We start from the raw sequence: 19,594 nt of genomic DNA, 5'->3' as shown, positions 1-19,594 counted from the left end.
TACTGACTCTCGAATCTATCAGGCATCACCAAATTTCATTAATTGAAAGAAAGATGCACACTTGTGTAAAAAGCGTACGAAATCATTGCGAATTATCTATTAAGGTAAATATTTCACAAAGCATTATTGAAATAGTAGTGATTATTTTATTGAGTTTTCAGTAAAATGCCGCGCTTCCTAAATTTGGGGGGTGAGATAGTTCAAGATCTCATTCCATTTTTACGTTAAGTAATAGCACGTTAAGCTGTACTTTCGGAGGCAGTCGAGATGAAATCCGGTTTAATCGCAATAATCGTTGCTGCAATTTTAGCCGTCGGTGTTTTTTTCGTATTTTCGGGTATGAAATCTCAGGAAGAGGAAGAAAAAGCGGTTCAATGGAATACCACAACACTAAGGCTTCATGGTTCTAATACCGTCGGAGAGAAATTTGCTCCTGAGCTAATAGAAGGCTTTTTGAAGGGCAAAGGTTTCTCTAATGTTTCTGTGATTCAAGGCGATGTGCCTGTTGAACGTCTGTTTATCGCAGAAAAACATGCCACTAATAAACGCATGAGAATTGAACTTCATGCTCATGGTTCTAGCACAGGGTTCAAAGATCTTAAATCCAAAACGACCGACATTGCTATGTCATCTCGTCCTATTAAGGCAGAAGAGGCAACTGCATTAAGCGCTATATACCCATCGTTTTCTTCAGAAGATGTCGAGCATATTATTGCTTACGATGCGTTAGCTATCCTTGTTAACCCAGAAAATCCGGTTAATGGTCTCAGCTTGTCGCAAATCGCCGCTATTTTTTCTGGTGAGATTTCAAACTGGAACGAACTGGGTGGTCCGGATCAGGCCATTACGGTTTTGGCTCGTGACGATAACTCTGGTACCTGGGATACGTTTAAAAATCTGGTTATCAAACCTTCAGGAAAAGAACTTGTTGCTTCTGCGAGTCGTTTTGAGTCAAGTAAAGAGCTGACGTCTAAGGTAGTGGCAGATGTTGGCGCTATTGGTTTTGTCGGTGTTTCTCATACGGGAGACGCTAAAGTTCTGCGTGTAGCAAGCCAGGAAGGTAGTGAGGGTATTATCCCTGACCGTTTTTCGATTGGTACAGAAGACTATCCTTTGTCTCGTAAGCTGTATTTGTACATGCCTGCTGAGTTAAAAGAACCTATGGCAAAAGAGTTTATCGAGTTTGCTGGTTCCAATCTGGGCCAGGCATTAGCTAAGAATGCGGGTTTGATCTCGTTTTTCCCAACGCGTAGCCGCCCTAGCGTGGATTCTGATGCATTGAGTAAAAAGTATCAGAGCTTGATGAATTTTGGTCATCGTTTATCCGTTATGTTGCGTTTGTCAGAAGATAAATCGATGGACTCAAAAACACTAAGAGATATTGAGCGTTTAATCAGTTTTTCAAAGCAAAATCCGCATCGTAAGTTTGTATTGGCTGGGTTCTGGGATGATCCAACGATGAAGCAGGCAAGCAAGCAGTCTACCGACGAGTGGTTAAACTTTTTCCAACAGCAGCTCTCTTCTCGAGGTGTTGATGTGATGGAGCGAGTTCAAGGTGGTTATGTTCCTATGGAAAAGAGCCAGTCGAAAAATGGTAACCTGATGAATCGCCGTGTTGAGGTGTGGGTTTTATAAATCTCACGGAATTTAAAAAAGCCCGCTGAGTTGTCAGCGGGCTTTTTTTTGTGCTGAATATGGGCTGGCAAGTATCGTGAAATGAAGAAAAAAAGCGTCAATTTGGCGTAAAATATGATTGAAGTGATTGGTTATTCATGCTGGTTCGATTATTATAACCCGTTCTAAAAACGGCATTTTTTAAATAGTAAGGTGGATATGCGTCCAATTTTTGCCTTTTTACTTTTGAGTTGTAGCCTTCTAGGGTTCTGTGCGGAAGCCGCTCAACTTCAATACCAGGTGACCTGGCCAGTACCGGATCAATCAGCGAAAGCACGTAAGTCCGCCGAAGTCGCTGCGTTTAAAGAGGTGCTGATTCGCGCAAGCGGTACAAAAAAAGTACTGGACGCTTTTTATGTGCGCGAAAGCTACAAGAAAACATCGTCTTTTGTGCGTACTTTTCAATACTTGCGCGAAGTCGACAAAACAACGCGCGAAGTGCAGTTGTTTATTAAATTTCAGTTTGAGCAAGAGGCCATCACCAGTCTGATCAATGATGCTGGGCAACCCATGTGGAGTGGGAGTTTACCTGTCTCTTTGTTTTGGTTGGCGTATGAACAAGAAGGTCAGCGTCAGGTTTTAACCTCGACAACAGCGGATGATAATCCAGTCAAAGAAATGCTCCAAAAACAGGCCACCCGTCGTGGGTTGCCTACTATCTTGCCGCTCATGGATTTGGAAGATTCTATGCAAGTGGGCATTAGTGATATTTGGGGGCGTTTTCCTCAACCCGTAATAGATGCTTCTACACGCTATGGTAGTGAAGCTATCGTTGCTGGCCGTGTTATTGAGTCGGGTCAGCTGTGGCAAGGGCGGTTCTTTATTAATCTTGGCGGTCAGTCAGAATACAAAGATTTTGAGTCGGCAGAGCAAGAGCAACTGTTAGCAGCAATGATGGATTGGGTAGGAGAAACCCTCTGCGTTAAATACTGTGTAAAGGAGTCTGCCCAAAATATTCGCGAAAGCTGGCGCTTAATGGTGACAGATATTGGCAGCTTTGAAGCGTTTCGTGGATTGATGGATTATTTGCAGGCGCTACCCGCTATTCGTAAAGCTGAGGTATTTGAAGTGAACGGTCGTCAGGTGATTATTTCGATCGATTTGGTAGGTGAGGTTGCTTCATTAGTCCAGGCGATGGAAATTGATAACAAGCTTTATCCGATTGATGATGGGTTGCCTCAAACAGACCCCAATTTACTCATTTATCAGTGGCGCCCATGATTCAGCAATTGCCAAACCTTATAACCATTCTGCGAGTAATTCTGGTTATTCCGTTGGTCTGGCTGTTGCATCAAGAGCGTTACTACGAAGCCATCTGGATTTTCTTTATCGCTGGCATTTCTGACGGCATTGATGGTTTTTTGGCTAAAACATTTAAGTGGGAGAGTCGTTTTGGTGCGATTCTTGACCCCTTGGCCGATAAAGCATTGCTCGTCTTTACAATGCTTATGTTGTGTTTAAATCAAAAGCTTAGCTGGTGGCTGTTTGCGCTGGTTACGGCTCGTGATGTGATGATCATAACAGGCGCTTATCTCTATCATCGTGCTTTGGGGCCTTACCGAATGTCGCCCAGCCGATTATCTAAAGCAAATACTTTTCTACAAATACTATTGGTTGTTTCAATCTTGGTATCCTTAGGGCTCTATGCATTACCTGAATGGTTGCTGATGATTATCACTGCACTGGTTTACCTTTCTACCATTCTTAGCGGTATTTATTACGTTATTGTTTGGGGAGGGAGGTATCGCCGCCATAAGCGGCTGCAAGCAAAAGGAGATGAGTAGGATGAGTGATATCAAGCGTTGGTGGTGGCTCGGAGCAATCGTCTTATTAGGCTGGTTGGTTGTAGCTTTGAGCCCCATATTGAGTCCTTTTTTGTTGGGTGCGATTCTGGCCTATCTTGGCGATCCGGTCGCTGACTGGCTAGAAACAAAAAAAATACCTCGCACCTGGGCTGTGGTTATTGTTTTCACTCTGTTCTCTCTTGTTGGATTACTGTTGTTGTTGATGATGATTCCATTACTAAAACAACAGGCCGATCTATTTTCCAGTAAATCTGCTGTTGTTAGTGGGTGGTTTGAAACACAAGCAAAGCCATGGCTTGTAAGTACATTCGACCTGCCACAAGGTCAGTTGGACTTCGAGTCTCTCCATGATGCATTTGGTGAGCAAATAGGCGGAGCTTCCGGCATTGTTGCTTCTTTATTCAAATCGTTAACCTCGTCTGGTATGGCTTTATTTGGTTGGCTTGGAAATCTGGTTCTTGTTCCCGTTGTTACCTTTTATTTGCTAAGAGATTGGGATGATCTGGTTGCGCGAATCAGATCCTTGTTACCTCGTCATATGGAGCCTGTGGTTGTTCAGTTGGGCGATGAGTGCGACACCGTATTAAGTGCTTTTGTTCGTGGCCAGTTGATGGTCATGATGGCTTTGGGCCTTATTTATAGTATTGGCTTGTGGATGGTTGGACTCGATGTTGCTTTGCTCGCTGGATTTATTGCCGGGCTAGCCAGTATTGTGCCGTACCTCGGTTTTATTATCGGTATTTTGTTTGCTTCTATTGCCGCATTAATCCAGTTTGGTGATGCGAGTATTTTACTCTTTGTTGCTATCGTATTTATTGTCGGCCAAATGCTCGAAGGCATGGTGTTAACGCCTCTTTTGGTTGGTGATAAAATTGGTCTACATCCGGTCGCGGTTATTTTTGCTATCCTGGCTGGTGGCCAGCTATTTGGCTTTACGGGAGTGCTGTTGGCATTACCTGTGGCCGCAGTGATCATGGTATTGCTCAGGCATGCTCATGATAAATATTTAGGCAGTGTCCTCTACGGAGCTACTGTGCCTCTTTCGTCGGGCGAAGAGATCAAAGAACCAGAGCCCGAAGTTGTAACTAACCCAATAAAAGAAGAATAATGCAGCAGTTACCTTTAAACGTTACCCTCAACCAAGAGATTGATCTTGACTCATTTCTAGTAGGAAAGAACCACATTTTATTGGAGTTCTTACGCAGCTTGTCGATGGACTCTCACGGCGAGTTCATTTATTTATGGGGAGCGGCAGGCGTTGGTAAATCACACTTGTTGCAGGGTGTGGTCAATTCTCTTGATGATGGCGTGGCGATGTATCTGCCCATGTCCGAGCCGGGATTGGCCCCCGAAATGTTACAGGGGCTGGCGCAGTTTTCATGGGTAGTTATTGATGATTGTGATGATGTTTTGTCACAACCAGAATGGCAAGAAGCTTTATTTCATCTTTATAACCAGCTTAAAGATATTGGTGCAAATTTATTGATCGCTGCCAAAGCACCGCCTGCCGAACAGGATATTCAATTAAAGGATTTAAAATCTCGTTTAACGGCGATGACGGTTTTTAAAGTTCAACCACTTTCTGACAGTGACAAAATGGTATTGATCCAGCAAAAAGCCGCGGCCAGTGGTTTGGCTTTGGCTGATGAAGTGGCGGCTTTTATGTTAAACCGCAGCTCTCGAGATTTACGCTATTTACTTGATGCTATTGATAAGTTAGACAAGGCGTCGTTAGTTGCTCAACGACCACTTACCGTTCCTTTTGTTAAAGAAGTCTTAGGGCTATAAGTAGCGGCGCTATTGAGTCTCTATACTTAATGGTTTTCTGCATGCATCCAGTTAATACCCGTGCATTTTAAAATACAACGGGTACTTCCTGCTTGGAGTGTTTAATTGTTTAAGATTGCTCTTTGCTATGTTCTTCAAATAAAAACTCCAGACTCTCTGCTGCATGTCGTAAGTGAGGGATAACGATAGAACCACCCACCAACATGGCAACACCCATGGCTTCGTCCAGTTCGGCTTTTGTGTAACCCGCTTTTACGCAATTTTCCAGATGGTAATCGATACAATCGTTACAACGCAGCACCATAGAAGCCACCAGGCCTAACAACTCCTTGGTTTTCATATTCAGTGCGCCATCACCATAGGCTTGTTTGTCTAAAGAGAAAAATCGTTTCGTCATCAAATTATCTGTGTCTAATGCTTTTTCGTTACCTGCTTTACGCTTTTCTCTGAAGGTTTCAAAAGGATGTGTCATTGTTTTTCTCTCGTGTTGTATTCTTGCTGTGTTATTAAAACGGGATATTGCTTACGCCTGCTATGAACTAATGAGTGAGTACCTTAGTGATGCTCCCCATAAAGTCGAGAATCAAAGAGCATACCTTTGACTTGGGGCGTTTACAATCGGCCTTAACAAAACGCTTTTCATAAAATTTGATTTTGAGGGATAATGAGTCTAAAGCTTACTGTTTGTTACAAGGTTTTATATGAAAACAGTATCTATGACTATGCCAGCAGAATGGCAACAGCATGAATGCTGCTGGATGGCCTGGCCTTGTCGGCAAGATCTATGGCAAAACATCAGTGCTGCAAGAGATGCATTTGCACAGGTGGCCAAGGCAATCAGTGCGTTCGAGCCTGTGATTATGGTGTGTCATCAGTCCGACAAAGTCGATTGTGAACGGCAGGTTGGGCAGTTTGCTCAGGTTTTAGTCTGGCCTATTGATGATTCCTGGACCAGAGATTCCGGGCCTACATTTGTTCGCACCCAGGATGGTTCTTTGAGTGTTGTAAACTGGCAGTTTAATGGTTGGGGAGGGCAGTTTACTCCTTATGATCAAGACGCCGAGTTTGCTCGTCGAGTGGCGCAGCATTTGGAGCTCTCTGTTATTGAGTCTTCATTAACCACAGAAGGTGGTGCTATTCATGTGAATGGAGCAGGGCTTGCGTTGACGACGGAGCAATGTTTGCTTAATAGCAATCGAAATTCTGGTTGGAGTAAAGAACAGATAGAAGGGGAATTCTCTCGGTGTTTAGGGGTTGATAAAACCATTTGGTTGGAACGTGGTTTGACCGACGATCATACTGATGGTCATATTGATGAGTTGGCTTGTTTTGTCTCTGAGCGAGAGTTGGTTGCTTTGTACTGCGATGATAGCAGCGACAGCAATTACTCCATCTTACAGAATAATTATCAAAGATTGATTCAAGCTACTGATGTGAATGAGCAGCCCCTTAAAGTTCAAAAGATTCATCAGCCAGAAGCACGCTTTTTATCTGACCAATCGCGCATGTCACTTTCTTATATTAATTTTTATTTACCGAATAAAGGTTTAATCATGGCTGAGTTTAATCAACCAGATTATGATCGCGCTGCAAAAGAGACATTACAGCAGTGTTTCCCTGAGCGCGAAATTATTCAGCTACCTGCACTTGATATTTTTCAAGGTGGAGGGGGCATTCATTGCATTACTCAGCAACAACCTATTGCCAAAGTCGTCTAACAATAAACGACCATTAAGGAGATTGTACTCGTGAATCACGTTACTGTTGCAGCTACTCAGTTTCCATGCAGTTGGCAACTCGACGAAAACATTAAACAAGCTGACGCTATGGTGCGAGAAGCCCATGCTCAAGGCGCTCAGATTATTTTGCTACAAGAACTTTTTGCCACGCCTTATTTTTGCAAGGATCAAAAAGGCGAATACTTTGATCTGGCAGAATCCTATGAAGATAGCACACTGCTTAAGCATTTTAGTGCATTAGCCAAAGAGTTAGCTGTTGTTTTGCCGATTAGTTATTTTGAACGCAGTGGACAAAGTTATTTTAATTCATTGGCTGTGATTGATGCTGATGGAACGATCCTGGATAACTATCGTAAGTCGCATATTCCTGATGGTCCTGGCTATCAAGAGAAGTTTTATTTTTCACCAGGTGATAGCGGCTTTAAAGTTTGGCAAACACGCTATGCCAAGATAGGTGTGGCGATCTGCTGGGATCAGTGGTTTCCTGAAGCCGCTCGAGCTATGGTCTTAGAGGGCGCAGAGTTGTTGTTTTATCCAACGGCTATTGGCAGTGAGCCGCAAGATCCTACCCTGAACTCTAGAGAGCATTGGCAACGAGTAATGCAAGGACATTCTGCAGCTAATTGCACTCCGGTGATTGCATCGAATCGTATTGGAAAAGAAGAGGGTGACAGCTGTTCGATTACTTTTTATGGCTCGTCGTTTATTACTGATGGAGCGGGTGCCAAAGTGATTGAAGCAGAGCAGGAGAAAACTGCCTGCATTATTGCTTCGTTTGATCTAAAAGAATTGCATGAGCAACGTCGTAGCTGGGGACTGTTCCGTGACCGTCGTCCAGAGCATTATCATCGTTTAATGAAGTTGTGACGTGTGAAACTGGAAAGAAATTCCGGAGCTTGCGCTCCGGGGTTTTTCTAATCATATTGTTGTTTATGATCGTCTTCTGATACTACCGATGTATTACTACTAGAGCCTGTATTACTTTGAAGCTCATGAGGTTGAACATGACCTTGGTGTTTCGAGTTTGCTAAATAAATATCGGCTTGTATACCTTTTCCTTTAGTTTTGGCCTCGACTACCAGAAAGCCATTTCCTACCTCAATCACTTGAACTTTTCCGCCATCTTTCAGTGTCACAATGTCTCCCGGTTTTATTTTTCCAGAGCTCATTGGTTGAATTGAAGCACTTTTTACTTCACTGAATTTAATATGACCTTGATGCTTGTTCATTTGGTAGATTTCGTTTGAAAACCCGTTTCCAGGTTGGGTTACCTTTATCACGTAACCTTTACTATGAACATCCAGAATCTTTGCTATTCCACCATCCGTCAAGGTGATTGTATCTCCCACTTTAGGCTTTCCTGAGGATGTACTGGTAACACTAGAACTGGATTGATAGTCGATGTCTCTAATATGTTGCATTCTATCTATTGAGTCACCCAGCGATACGATATCAAGCCCTCGTTTAACATCTACACACAGAGGGACGACGGATTGATTGGTACAAGCTTCAAAGGGAAATCGATCATGAGTTGGATGAGTATCTAATGGGATAATCGGAAGATCGCCTCCCAAATTAAAGATACGCATGCCACCGGACCTCATGCCGATGATACCTGACATACCTTGGTCCTTTAACTCTTGCCCAAGATTACTCTGGAAAGTGTAAGGATTCTCGCTCGATGTATTGGCTCTCCAGTGTTCTGTTAAATTGACGACATTAATGCCATTGCTCAATAAAGCCTTCACAAGCTTGGGCGCTGCTTTTTGAGGTGAATCTCCAAGCAGTACAACGCTTTTCACTCCTTTTGCTTTTAATGACTTAATCATAACCATGGTATTTTTGTCATCGAAAGGATTGATGTCAGATGACTTAGCAGCATTCTTTTTATTTAAGAACAATCCAACTGAACCTCGGAGATCGGTGCCGTCAATTTGCGTCTTTGCCCAAGTGGCGGCTGTAGACTCGGGAGCGTGTAATTTTGATGTGAGTACTTTCCTGACGGTATCGGAGGTTTGTTTCCCAACGCAAGATAATTGCATCATCTCTTTACTGATTCCGTTTACGTTCTGTCGCATTTTTAGATGTTTACTACTGCTACCGGTTCCAGTGCAATGTTGCCAGAAGCCATCTCGGTCAGGCATTAGATCATCGGAACTATTTTCTGGAGCAACGTGGATTAGTTTTCCTTGAGCCAGAATAAATCCACTACTGTCATCGCTGAAACATTGTGCTGTGCCAATGTATCCATAGATGCCAGACATAAAGTCGCCGAACCCTTTATTTTCTCCGCTGTAAGATCGTTTGGGAATGGTTTGTATTATTTCCGTTCGTAAGTCTTCATCGCTAGCGATAGATGTATTCCTTTCTAAAGTTTGTATACCCAAGACACATGACTCTTGGGTTTTAGTCGCCATGGTTACAATTACTTCAGGGGCGTAGCCGGATAACGGATTTCTTTTCTCAAGGCCACTTATTGCTCGTTTTGCCAACTCGTTGGTAACGTTTAGTAACTCCGTTTTTTCTTTTGAGTATAATTCTCCACTTGCAACTGGTGTAGCTAAAGCTTGTCTTATCGCCCAAACTGGGCCAGCTGACTTTAACTGCTTATTTATCGACTTTCCAATTTCATTTCGTGTTTCCGCTAATTGAGTTTTAATTTCTTTCTTTAATAGAATCCGCGCTTCTCTAGTGCTAGTGTCTTTGCTAAATGTTCCTACCTCATCAAGTAGCTGAGATGTTTTTTTTGAAAGAGGTTTTTTCTTTTTCAGTTCCGCCAGAGCTGTTTCTAGAATAGCCGCTTTTTTGATATCCGCTCTCATACGTTGTGGAAGCGTCGGCGACATCGCTCGTTCTTGTTTGGTTGTCTTACCAGAATTTGTATCCAGTTTAATCGAAGAAAAACTCGATAAGTTCGAACTGGGAATCAACAAGCTGGATTCTTGCGTTCCCGGGTGACTGCTAGGGTGAGACGTTTTTCCTGATAAATCCAATAATGGGGGATTGTCTAAGCCGTTACCAATGGAAGTTATTTGGGGTGAAAGTGTTGGAGAATCTATATTCATAAGTTATTCCTCTATCTAAATGTTATGTTTTCCTAAACGCGGTGTTGCAAGTTGAAAGTAGTTGGTTGCTTCCATTGCTGATGGGGAAAATCAGTTTGTTCGAGCTTTTCTAAAAGCTTTCTGGCAACAGTCGCTAGATTGTTAAGTAAGTTAGAAAAGTCAGTAAAAGACAGCTCGCTAATATCATGAGAGTAACAAACGACTACTTTGTTAGAGATGTCATCGATAGCGAGGGTGGCTCCGTGAGTTTCCTGCTGAAACAAATTAAGTTGTAGTGCTTTCTCAAAAAAGCTTTCTCGACTAATAGATGGAACTCGCATCAGTTCTATGGTTAAAAATACTTTACTGCTGGCTTGGGGAGCGCAAACAATTAATGTAAGGTCTGTGTCGATGTGTAAAAAGCACTTATCGCTATTATCTAGCTCAAAATGATCATGCTGTTGTTGTCCTAGTTGCCTTAACCAGGTTTTAATTTTTTCATTGCCGTATGTCATTGTTTTACACTCCTGTAATAAATGAAAAGAATGTGCTCAAGACAATATTGCGAGCAAAAAATGCTGCAATATTTAATCTGCTCCTATTTAAGAAAACGTTATTTCTATTATTTCAGTAACAGATTTTTGGGATTTGTTTTTGAGATTGATGAGGTGCTAATTAGGGAGTGAATAAAAAGACAAGGTAAATCAATTGGTTAGTTGTTAAAAAAACGGAAAGGTTAATGAGAATTATTTCTATAAATAGATGGCCGCGAGAGAATGCGGCCATTTTTAACTAAGCTGAATAAGGTTTAGTCGCCGCCCACCATACGACCAATGCCACCTAGCACAGAGCCTTCACCCTGATCACTGCCACCAAAACTAGAGGCACTTTGTAAGACACGATCAGCCAGACGAGAGAAGGGCAGGCTTTGCAGCCAGACGGTTCCATGACCAGACAAGGTTGCCAGGAATAAACCTTCACCGCCAAATATCATGGATTTTAAGTTGCCGGCTCGTTGGATGTCGTAGTCTACACCTTCGGTGAAGGCCACCAATGTACCTGTGTCCACCCGCAGTGTTTCGCCTCGAAGTTCTTTCTTGATCAAGGTGCCACCTGCATGAATAAAGGCCATACCGTCGCCTTCGAGCGTTTGCAGGATAAACCCTTCGCCACCAAAAAAGCCTGCTCCCAGTCGAGTATTAAAGGTAATACTGATCCTGGTGCCCAAAGCAGCGGCCAGAAATGAGTCTTTCTGGCAGATAACACGACCGTTAACCTCGGCCATATTGAGCGGAATAATTGAGCCAGGATAAGGCGCGCCGAAGGCTACGCGGCTTTTTCCGCCGCCATGATTGGTAAAGTGAGTGGTAAACACCGACTCGCCAGTGAGCTTGCGTTTTGCGGCAGAAAACATCTTAGACATTAAACCTTCGTCAGGATTAGATCCATCGCCCATTTTGGTCTGGAAGTCGATGCCTGACTCCATGTAATTCATGGCTCCAGCTTCGGCAATGACGGTTTCGCCAGGGTCTAGCTCGACCTCTACCAGCTGCATACTGTTTCCGATAATCTCGTAGTCTACTTCATGGCAAATCATGATTATTCATCCCTTTAGATTGATATTGTTAATACCATAGTCGTTATTAGTTGATTTTTCTTAACAAATTCATTGGCTTTTATTGTCATTACAGAAATTGATTGTATCTCACTCTTTTTTCTCTTATCCCTTAAGGTTTAGTTACGAAGTGATTGATACAGCATGTTTTTTCGGGCAATCGCCCAATATCTGAATTACAATATCAGTATCCCATTAAATAGAGGTTTATCTCGTGAGTAGTAAGTATTTAGAGTCTTTGTACCCCAGTTATGGACAAAGCTTTAATATGGATAAAGTGCTGTTTGAGAGCAAAACAGAGCATCAGCATTTGGTTATTTTTGAGAATGAGCAGTTTGGACGTGTCATGGCTCTTGATGGCATTATTCAAACAACCGAGAAAGATGAGTTCATCTATCACGAGATGTTGACTCATGTCCCGCTGTTGGCGCATCAGAACCCCAAAAAAGTCTTGATCATTGGCGGTGGCGATGGGGGAATTTTGCGCGAAACTCTGAAGCACCAACAGCTCGAGAAAATCGTTCAGGTAGAAATCGATCGCGCTGTGATTGATATGTGCAAAGAATATTTTCCTAACCACTCGCAGGGGGCATTTGATGATCCTCGAGCGACCATTGTGATTGATGATGGTATTCATTTTGTTCGTGAGTGTCAGGAGAAGTTTGACATCATCATTTCTGATTCAACCGACCCTATTGGGCCTGGTGAAGTCTTGTTCACTAATGACTTTTATCGGTTGGCTAAAAACTGTCTGAACGAGGGCGGTATTATGGTCGCGCAAAATGGTGTGGTGATGATGCAGCCTGACGAAGTGGTAAACACTCGTTTGCGTATGGGGCAGTACTTCGCTGAACAAAGTTTCTACACTGTCGCGGTGCCTACCTATGTAGGTGGGGCTATGACATTAGCCTGGGGTACCGACGAACCTCAGCATCGGCAAACAGACCTGGAGACCGTACGTCAGCGTTATGTTGCCAGCGGCATTAAGACGCGCTATTACAATCCAGAAATGCACACAGCAGCGTTTGCTTTGCCACAGTATGTTATTGAACTGTTGAAAAAAACATCATAGTCGGTGTTAAAGTGCTATCGTGTGAACGGCAGCACTTTTTATTTTTTTTCCTTGTGTAAGGATTTTACCGATAATGATAATGGTATGAACCAGTGTTGAAGGGCTAATCGATTTATGGAGCAGAGTGATTTAATTAAACTGATCGATCAAGGCTGTGATGTTTGGAATAACTGGCGCAGTAGCCATCCTCAGGAGTCGATTGATTTATCGGATGTCAGTTTTGCTCACAAAAATCTGGCGGGCTTTGATTTTTCTGAATGTCAGTTAGAACGAGCTAATTTTTCAGAAGCCAACCTGGCTGGCTCGAGCTTTATATCAGCTAACTTAAAACATGTGAACTTCAGTTTTGCTAATCTGGAGAATGCTAACTTTATAGCCGCAGAGATGTTTGAAGCGAATCTCACCTCGGCTCGTGTTACCAAAGCGAATTTTTTAACCGCGCAATCTCGTGGTGCAGACTTCTCTCGAGTTGATTTTGAAGGCCATGATCTGCAAAGCATGGACCTGCGGCATGTGCGTTTGTGTGGCGCATCTTTGAGCTATCAAAAGCTTGATGGAATGGATTTTACCGGTTCTGATTTTACTGGTGCCATCATGAAAGAGGTTTCGCTGCAAAATGCTAACTTGCAGAGTGCAGTATTAAGTCATGTGAATTTGCATGGCGCCTTGCTGAATGGCGCCAATATGAAAGGGGTTGAGTTATCAGAGTCTGATCTCAGCCGCCTCAGTTTTTCAAAGGTTAATTTGTCCGAAGCCAGTTTGCTTAATTGTGATCTTCGCTACTGTAATTTAAGCCAGTCGAATTTAACCAAAGCTGACTTATCTGGCTGTAAGTTATTTGATATAAAAACCATCGGCTGGAACATTAAGTCGTTACGTTGTACTCATGCCTATTGGGATGAGTCTGGCCAAACACTTACGCGTTATCGACGCGGAGAGTTTGAAAGACTGTATTCTGATTCTATTAGCATCGAGTTACGTTACGATAACTATATTGCTGCCCATGAGTTCGCTACTTTACCTATTATGGTGGAGCATTTAGAAGCAAAGCATTGGGGAACTCGGTTAAGAGTAAAAAGCATTGAAGATGTGGCTGGTTACACTTCTGTGAAAATTCTTCTTGAGGAAACAGGCGGTAACAATGTTGAGCAGCTGGAAGCGGATTTAAAAGAAGAAGCCAGCAACCTCCTGGTGGCTCAGTTGATGATGCGTGATGATCACCATTTATTGCGTGAGTTTAAAGAATCCTTGGCCAGTATTAAAAACAAGTTTTGGCCCCGTCTGTTAGAGCTGGCGGCAGAAAACGAAAGCAATCAGATTCGAATGTTTACTGTCATCATTATGGATTTAAAAGACTTCTCTCGCTGGAAGGGAGAAGAGCGTAATGAAAAGCTAAACTTATTCCGTGGTTTAATTAAGCCAATATTAAAACGCTGGAAAGCGAATTATCCGAATATGGAAGGTGATTCGCTTCGAGCATGCTTTCAGAACGCCTCTGTGGGTGTCGCCTGTGCCTGCATGATTCGAAACGTTCTGTCTGCAGCGGGTTTTGCCTGCCGCATTGGCCTGGATATTGGCGAAGTGACTTTGCAACATAATGAAGTGACCGAGCAGATGGATTTGTCTGGTGAGGCGGTTAATTTTGCAGCTCGTTTAGAATCTTGTTGTGATGATGACAGTGTTTTGATTTCCGATCGAGTATGGCACTACATTCGAAGCCATCAGGAATATTTTGCTTATCATCCTATGACGGTTAAATTAGAAAAAGGCGTGGGAGATCTCAAAGCGGGGCAAGAAGTATCTTGCTACTACGTTAATATGATAAAACCATTAATCTAGGGAGCTATTGCTCCTTCCTTGATAACCTTAAATTAAAAATAACAATAACAGAGGATTAAACAATGAGATTGATAGCTATTGGATTAATGTGTTTGTTGAGCGTAAACGGGGCATTTGCAATCCCTGGCACTGACATTTCATTGTTTAAAATTCTTACCACTCAAAAGGGCATTGAGTTGGTATTTAGCAAACACCTGGTTAAACGCAAAGGTTACGACAACCAGCCTGCTTTTACAGCCGATTCAAACCACATTTATTTTACTCGAATGAATGATGCTGGCTCCAATACCGATAGTTGGCGGGTTAATGTATTGTCTAGTCAGATGACGCCATTAACGCGGACGACAGCCAGTGAATATTCGCCGACTCCTCGTGGTAATGATGGCGAATTTTCGGCTGTTATTGCAGAAGGAGAAAAGCAGTCACTGTGGTTAATCAAAGATGGCAAACATCATAAGCGCCTGAATGCCGAGGTAGAGCCTGTGGGGTATCATGCCTGGATTAATGCGGATGCGATCGCTATGTTTCGTCTGGCAGAACCGCATGAGTTGGTATTACTTGATCAATCAAATAAGCATCGCGTTGTGGCCAAAGATATTGGCCGCAGTATGTTGCCCAAACAAGATCAGAAAACGCTCTTTTTTGTTCAAAATGATACTGATAGTAAAGTCATTACAGAATATTCCACTGAGTCAGACAAAATGCGTAAGATACTGGCTTTAAAATCAGGTTCAGAGGACTTCACATGGCATAAAAAGCTTGGTTTTTTCCAGGGTGTTGGTAGCGAGCTTTTTGTTGCATCCAACAAGCAGCCACAGTGGATTTCACTAGGTCAATGGAAACAGCAGGGCATTGTGAACATATCACGTTTGGCAGTGAGTCCTGATGGTCAGTGGCTGGCTGTGGTTCACCAAGATTTAGGTGAATAAGGAATAAAACATAGGTTCACAAGACCTAGTTAGAATAAAAAACTATAAATAATTACTTTTGATTCTCTAATCTATTTGTGGAAAAGCAGTTTCATAAACTACTATTTTAGTGTTACATAAACATGAGCTGCGATTCCGATGTTACTCTGTTGTTATCTTATCCAAGCTTTTTCTTTAGTGAAAAGGCGACTGCTGTTTATTGTCCCCGTCATCATTTCTACATTCAATGTTAAGGAGGGGATATGAAGCCATCTGATTCTCCTTTGGTGCAAAAAATTGATGAAGCCATTGATGAGAAACGGATTTTGTTGCCTTCATTCCCAGAACAATTAATTAAGGTTCGTCAGGCGCTGGCTGATCCAGAGTTGCCGATAAAACCTTTAGTAAAAATCATTCATACGGATCCGGCATTGGTTGGCAGGATCTTATCCATTGCTGACTCGGCTGCGTATCATATTCCAGTTAATGATTTATCACTGTTTCAGGTGATTCAAAAACTTGGTGTTGGAACCATTCGATCGGTGGTTTACAACCATTGCCTCTCTCAGCTTTTTAATGACCGTCGGTTTAAAAAAGTGAATGAAATAGCATCTTGGGCCCGTAATGAAAGCCTTGAAGTGGGTGCGATAAGTTTTGTATTGGCGCGTCAATATGACCTGGGTGATCCCTCGACGGCTTTGCTGGCTGGTTTAATTCACAATGTTGGGGCTTTGGTGGTCATAGCCTATTTGGCCCATCAGAACTCCATGGTGCTTACTTTTGTTCAACAGCAAAAGTTGATTCGACATATTCAAGGGTATTTTTCGATTAAGGTGATTAGTGATTGGAACTTGCCTGAGCCACTAAAAGCCGTTGCGGAATATCAAAATCAACCCAGTTATAAAATGGATAAACCAATGAATCTGGCGCATCTTGTGAGTGCGGCTCAGTGGATTAATCGAAGCTTTAAGATAACTGAGTTGCCTGCCGTCGATGAGCATTTACAGCATGCCTTTGAATCATTACGTATGAAGCCGCAGTTGTCTCAAGAAGATAAAGACGAAATCATGGAGCAAATGATCGCAATATTAAAGACCATTCGATAAAGCTATTTTACAGGCACAAAAAAAGGAGACTTGATGTCTCCTTTTTTTATTGCATCTATTAAAGCTTATTCTACGCTAGGACCAGCGTTAACAATAGCTTCTGATACGTCAAACTTAGTGAAGTTTTCAACGAATAATTTTGCCAACTCTTTTGCTTCGGCATCATACGCGTCTTTATCTTCCCAAGTGTTTTTAGGCTGTAGCAACTGCTCATCTACACCGTTGACTGCAACAGGAACTTCCAGATTCAAGTGAGGAAGTTTTACTGTCTCAACGTCACGTAGTTCACCGCTTTGTACGGCTTTGATTACTGCACGAGTGGTTGGGATGCTAAAGCGCTTACCACCATTTGCATAAGAACCGCCAGTCCAGCCTGTGTTAACCAGGTAAACACGTGCGTCTTGAGCTTCGATACGCTTCATTAATAATTCTGCGTAAACGCCTGCTGGACGAGGGAAGAAAGGTGCACCGAAACAAGTTGAGAAAGTTGATTCGATAGCAGCACTAGAACCGATTTCTGTTGAGCCAACTTTTGCAGTGTAACCGCTTAAGAAGTGGTAAGCCGCTGCTTCTTTGCTCAATACAGAAACAGGAGGAAGAACGCCTGTTAAGTCACAAGTTAAGAAGATAATAGCGTTAGGCTCGCCTGCTTTGTTTTCTTCTACTTGTAATTCAATGTGCTCACGAGGATAAGCGGCACGAGAGTTTTGAGTCAGTTTGCAGTCCGTGTAATCAGGTACTTTTTCTTCGTTCAGGATAACGTTTTCTAAGATAGTACCGTGCTTGATGGCTTTCCAGATAACTGGCTCATTCTTTTCACTAAGATCGATACATTTTGCGTAGCAGCCGCCTTCGATGTTGAATACAGTGCCAACACCCCAACCGTGCTCGTCGTCACCAATCAGGTAGCGATCAGGATCTGCTGATAAAGTTGTTTTACCTGTACCCGATAGACCGAAGAATAAAGTCACATCGCCTTTGCCGTCAGTGTTCGCAGAACAGTGCATTGGCAGAACATCTGCATCTGGCAATAAGTAGTTCTGAACAGAGAACATGGCTTTTTTCATTTCGCCTGCGTAACGCATGCCCGCAAGCAATACTTTACGCTGTTTGAAGTTGATGATAACGCAGCCATCGCTGTTAGTGCCGTCACGCTCTGGATCACACTGGAAGCCAGCAGCATTAAGGATCTGCCACTCGTCTTTGTTTTCTGAGTTGTAATCTTCAACACGAACAAACATGTTACGACCAAACAAGTTCTGCCATGCTGTTTGAGTACGTACATTAACAGGAATGTAGTGCTCAAGACCTGCACCTACGTGCAAAGTAGACTGGAAGTATTCTTCTTGAGTGTTAAGGTGCGTTTCTACACGATCCCAAAGAGCATTGAACTTGTCTTCGTCGAATGGACGGTTGACCTTACCCCATTCGATAGAATCTGCAGTTGTGTCTTCCTTTACGATGAATCGGTCAGCAGGAGAGCGGCCAGTACGAGCGCCTGTTTCTACTACTAGAGCGCCATTGGCAGCAATGCAGCCTTCTTTGCGTTCTAGCGCTTTTTCAACGAGCTCGTCTGCAGACAGATTGAGATGCACCTTAGCTTGGGTCATTTTAATTACTTCCTCGAAACTTGATATCGAATAATAGTGATACGGCGAAAATTTGCGCGCGATTGTATCAGATGAGTGTGACGATTGCGAGTGCTTTGTCTTTTGAAAATACGATACAAAACAGCAGCTTAACTGGTGGGAGGAGTAGAGATGACAATTTTGTTAAGCTAAGTGATTGCTTTAAAAACAGTTTTCGAATTGAAGATAATTTTAGCGAAATGTGAAGAAGTTCTCCGATCAGTGGTTTTGTTTTTAAATTTTGTGAAATAGCGGGTTTTGCACGGGCTATAAAAGAGGATGCAGCAACGCCTGAGAGCGTTGCTGCAGAGTAGAGTGCTTATCGAAAACTCTCGTTAATACTCTGGAGTGCTGCGTTACCAGGACATAACTGTGTTTCGGTCAAGCTATTAAGGGCTTTGTCGGTTGTGCCGAGCAGTTCGTGAGTGTCAGGTGTCAGAGGATCCAGGTAGAGTAAGCCCGTTAATATCTGGCCTTTAGACTTATAACGCTCAATTTCATGCATCGCAGAGCTGCGATCATTTAATTTAAGCTCCTTTGACATTTTATGTAGATGAACCACAGAACCGTCGTGCAATGTCACTTCTTCGGTATCACCCGCATTATACTGGGTGATGATTTCGTCTTTCATTGGCACAAAGTCAAAAGTTCCAGTGGCTTCTGAATGCTCACGAACAAAATCATAACTCTTGGTAGAGGCGGCGTTGTTATTAAAGGTGACACAGGGCGAGACAACGTCGATAAGGGCAAATCCTTGATGAGACATGGCGGCTTTTATGAGGGGAGTCAGCTGCTGCTTGTCGCCAGAGAACGAACGTGCAACAAAGCCAGCCCCCAGTTGAATGGCCATTTCGCATAAATCAATGCCTTCGTAAGGGTTGGGCGCGCCTTTTTTGCTAGCTGAGCCTTTGTCTGCTGTGGCAGAATCTTGTCCTTTTGTCAGGCCGTAGCAGCCATTGTTCATTACCACATACACCATATTCAGATTACGTCTGACAACATGGGCAAATTGACCCATGCCTATGGACGCCGTATCACCATCGCCAGACACACCAAGGTAAATGAGATCGCGATTCGCCAGATTGGCACCTGTGGCCACCGAAGGCATACGACCATGAACTGAATTAAAGCCGTGAGAGGCACCTAAAAAGTAAGCCGGTGTTTTTGACGAACAGCCAATGCCAGAAAGTTTAGCTACCCTATGTGGCTCGATAGACAGCTCGAAGCAGGCCTGAAGAATACTGGCACCAATGGAGTCGTGTCCGCATCCTGCACACAGGGTTGAAAGGCCGCCTTCGTAATCTGCTTTGGTATAACCTATCTCGTTGGTTTTTAGATCTGGATGACGAAAATTGGGACGTAAATAGCTCATAATA

Annotated in this window: 17 protein-coding genes; 11 read left to right on the top strand and 6 right to left on the bottom strand. The window is 43.1% G+C overall.

The features are described from left to right. Nucleotides 1–267 precede the first annotated feature (267 nt). The 5 genes from NH399_RS01210 (at nucleotide 268) to hda (ending at nucleotide 5,267) form a co-directional block, all read left to right on the top strand. On the top strand, nucleotides 268–1,635 hold the full coding sequence (locus NH399_RS01210) for a phosphate ABC transporter substrate-binding protein (RefSeq protein WP_253036583.1): 1,368 nt from the start codon (nucleotides 268–270) through the stop codon (nucleotides 1,633–1,635). 198 nt (nucleotides 1,636–1,833) lie between these two features. Continuing rightward, a complete protein-coding gene (locus tag NH399_RS01205; RefSeq protein WP_253036582.1) occupies nucleotides 1,834–2,895 on the top strand; it encodes a DUF2066 domain-containing protein in 1,062 nt (353 codons plus the stop codon). Next, nucleotides 2,892–3,458 (top strand): CDP-alcohol phosphatidyltransferase family protein, encoded by a 567-nt coding sequence (locus NH399_RS01200; RefSeq protein WP_253036581.1) that lies wholly within the window; start codon nucleotides 2,892–2,894, stop codon nucleotides 3,456–3,458. Before NH399_RS01205 ends, NH399_RS01200 begins: the two co-directional genes overlap by 4 nt. Nucleotide 3,459: 1 nt before the next feature. Further along, nucleotides 3,460–4,587, top strand: coding sequence for an AI-2E family transporter (locus NH399_RS01195; RefSeq protein WP_253036580.1), 1,128 nt, complete (start codon nucleotides 3,460–3,462; stop codon nucleotides 4,585–4,587). Then, complete coding sequence (gene hda / locus NH399_RS01190; RefSeq protein WP_253036579.1) at nucleotides 4,587–5,267, top strand: DnaA regulatory inactivator Hda; 681 nt, start codon at nucleotides 4,587–4,589, stop codon at nucleotides 5,265–5,267. The genes NH399_RS01195 and hda overlap by 1 nt, the downstream gene beginning before the upstream one ends. A gap of 109 nt (nucleotides 5,268–5,376) precedes the next feature. On the opposite strand, the gene NH399_RS01185 is transcribed toward hda, so the two are convergent. Further along, entirely contained in the window at nucleotides 5,377–5,739 is a 363-nt protein-coding gene (locus NH399_RS01185) for a carboxymuconolactone decarboxylase family protein (protein ID WP_253036578.1), read from the bottom strand. 229 nt (nucleotides 5,740–5,968) lie between these two features. Here NH399_RS01185 and NH399_RS01180 point away from each other — a divergent pair, with 229 nt between their 5' ends. Then, on the top strand, nucleotides 5,969–6,985 hold the full coding sequence (locus tag NH399_RS01180; protein WP_253036577.1) for an agmatine/peptidylarginine deiminase: 1,017 nt from the start codon (nucleotides 5,969–5,971) through the stop codon (nucleotides 6,983–6,985). Between the two features lie 30 nt (nucleotides 6,986–7,015). Then, nucleotides 7,016–7,873: an N-carbamoylputrescine amidase gene (gene aguB / locus NH399_RS01175; RefSeq protein WP_253036576.1), complete on the top strand. Its 858-nt coding sequence runs from the start codon at nucleotides 7,016–7,018 to the stop codon at nucleotides 7,871–7,873. 47 nt (nucleotides 7,874–7,920) lie between these two features. On the opposite strand, the gene NH399_RS01170 is transcribed toward aguB, so the two are convergent. The 3 genes from NH399_RS01170 to NH399_RS01160 form a co-directional block, all read right to left on the bottom strand. Next, a complete protein-coding gene (locus NH399_RS01170; protein WP_253036575.1) occupies nucleotides 7,921–10,071 on the bottom strand; it encodes a hypothetical protein in 2,151 nt (716 codons plus the stop codon). 32 nt (nucleotides 10,072–10,103) lie between these two features. Further along, a complete protein-coding gene (locus tag NH399_RS01165) occupies nucleotides 10,104–10,565 on the bottom strand; it encodes a CesT family type III secretion system chaperone (protein WP_253036574.1) in 462 nt (153 codons plus the stop codon). Nucleotides 10,566–10,858: 293 nt separating this feature from the next. Beyond that, on the bottom strand, nucleotides 10,859–11,647 hold the full coding sequence (locus tag NH399_RS01160; protein WP_253036573.1) for a TIGR00266 family protein: 789 nt from the start codon (nucleotides 11,645–11,647) through the stop codon (nucleotides 10,859–10,861). A 232-nt stretch (nucleotides 11,648–11,879) separates the two neighbouring features. Between NH399_RS01160 and speE the strand changes: the two genes are divergently transcribed. The 4 genes from speE (at nucleotide 11,880) to NH399_RS01140 (ending at nucleotide 16,590) form a co-directional block, all read left to right on the top strand. Next, complete coding sequence (gene speE / locus NH399_RS01155) at nucleotides 11,880–12,737, top strand: polyamine aminopropyltransferase (RefSeq protein WP_253036572.1); 858 nt, start codon at nucleotides 11,880–11,882, stop codon at nucleotides 12,735–12,737. A 114-nt stretch (nucleotides 12,738–12,851) separates the two neighbouring features. Beyond that, nucleotides 12,852–14,576 (top strand): pentapeptide repeat-containing protein, encoded by a 1,725-nt coding sequence (locus tag NH399_RS01150; RefSeq protein WP_253036571.1) that lies wholly within the window; start codon nucleotides 12,852–12,854, stop codon nucleotides 14,574–14,576. Between the two features lie 62 nt (nucleotides 14,577–14,638). After that, nucleotides 14,639–15,505: a hypothetical protein gene (locus tag NH399_RS01145; protein WP_253036570.1), complete on the top strand. Its 867-nt coding sequence runs from the start codon at nucleotides 14,639–14,641 to the stop codon at nucleotides 15,503–15,505. Between the two features lie 242 nt (nucleotides 15,506–15,747). Continuing rightward, nucleotides 15,748–16,590, top strand: coding sequence for an HDOD domain-containing protein (locus NH399_RS01140; protein ID WP_253036569.1), 843 nt, complete (start codon nucleotides 15,748–15,750; stop codon nucleotides 16,588–16,590). Between the two features lie 65 nt (nucleotides 16,591–16,655). Here the strand turns inward: NH399_RS01140 and NH399_RS01135 are convergent, their stop codons facing one another. Then, on the bottom strand, nucleotides 16,656–18,200 hold the full coding sequence (locus NH399_RS01135; RefSeq protein WP_256489190.1) for a phosphoenolpyruvate carboxykinase: 1,545 nt from the start codon (nucleotides 18,198–18,200) through the stop codon (nucleotides 16,656–16,658). A 337-nt stretch (nucleotides 18,201–18,537) separates the two neighbouring features. After that, on the bottom strand, nucleotides 18,538–19,590 hold the full coding sequence (locus tag NH399_RS01130) for a 2-oxoacid:ferredoxin oxidoreductase subunit beta (protein ID WP_253036568.1): 1,053 nt from the start codon (nucleotides 19,588–19,590) through the stop codon (nucleotides 18,538–18,540). Between the last annotated feature and the right edge of the window lie 4 nt (nucleotides 19,591–19,594).

Origin of the sequence: Pleionea sp. CnH1-48 (assembly GCF_024124665.1) — a bacterium.
In the GTDB taxonomy this organism is placed as follows: Bacteria; Pseudomonadota; Gammaproteobacteria; order Enterobacterales; family Kangiellaceae; genus JAMXSB01.
This window is presented reverse-complemented; position numbering and strand designations above follow the sequence as displayed.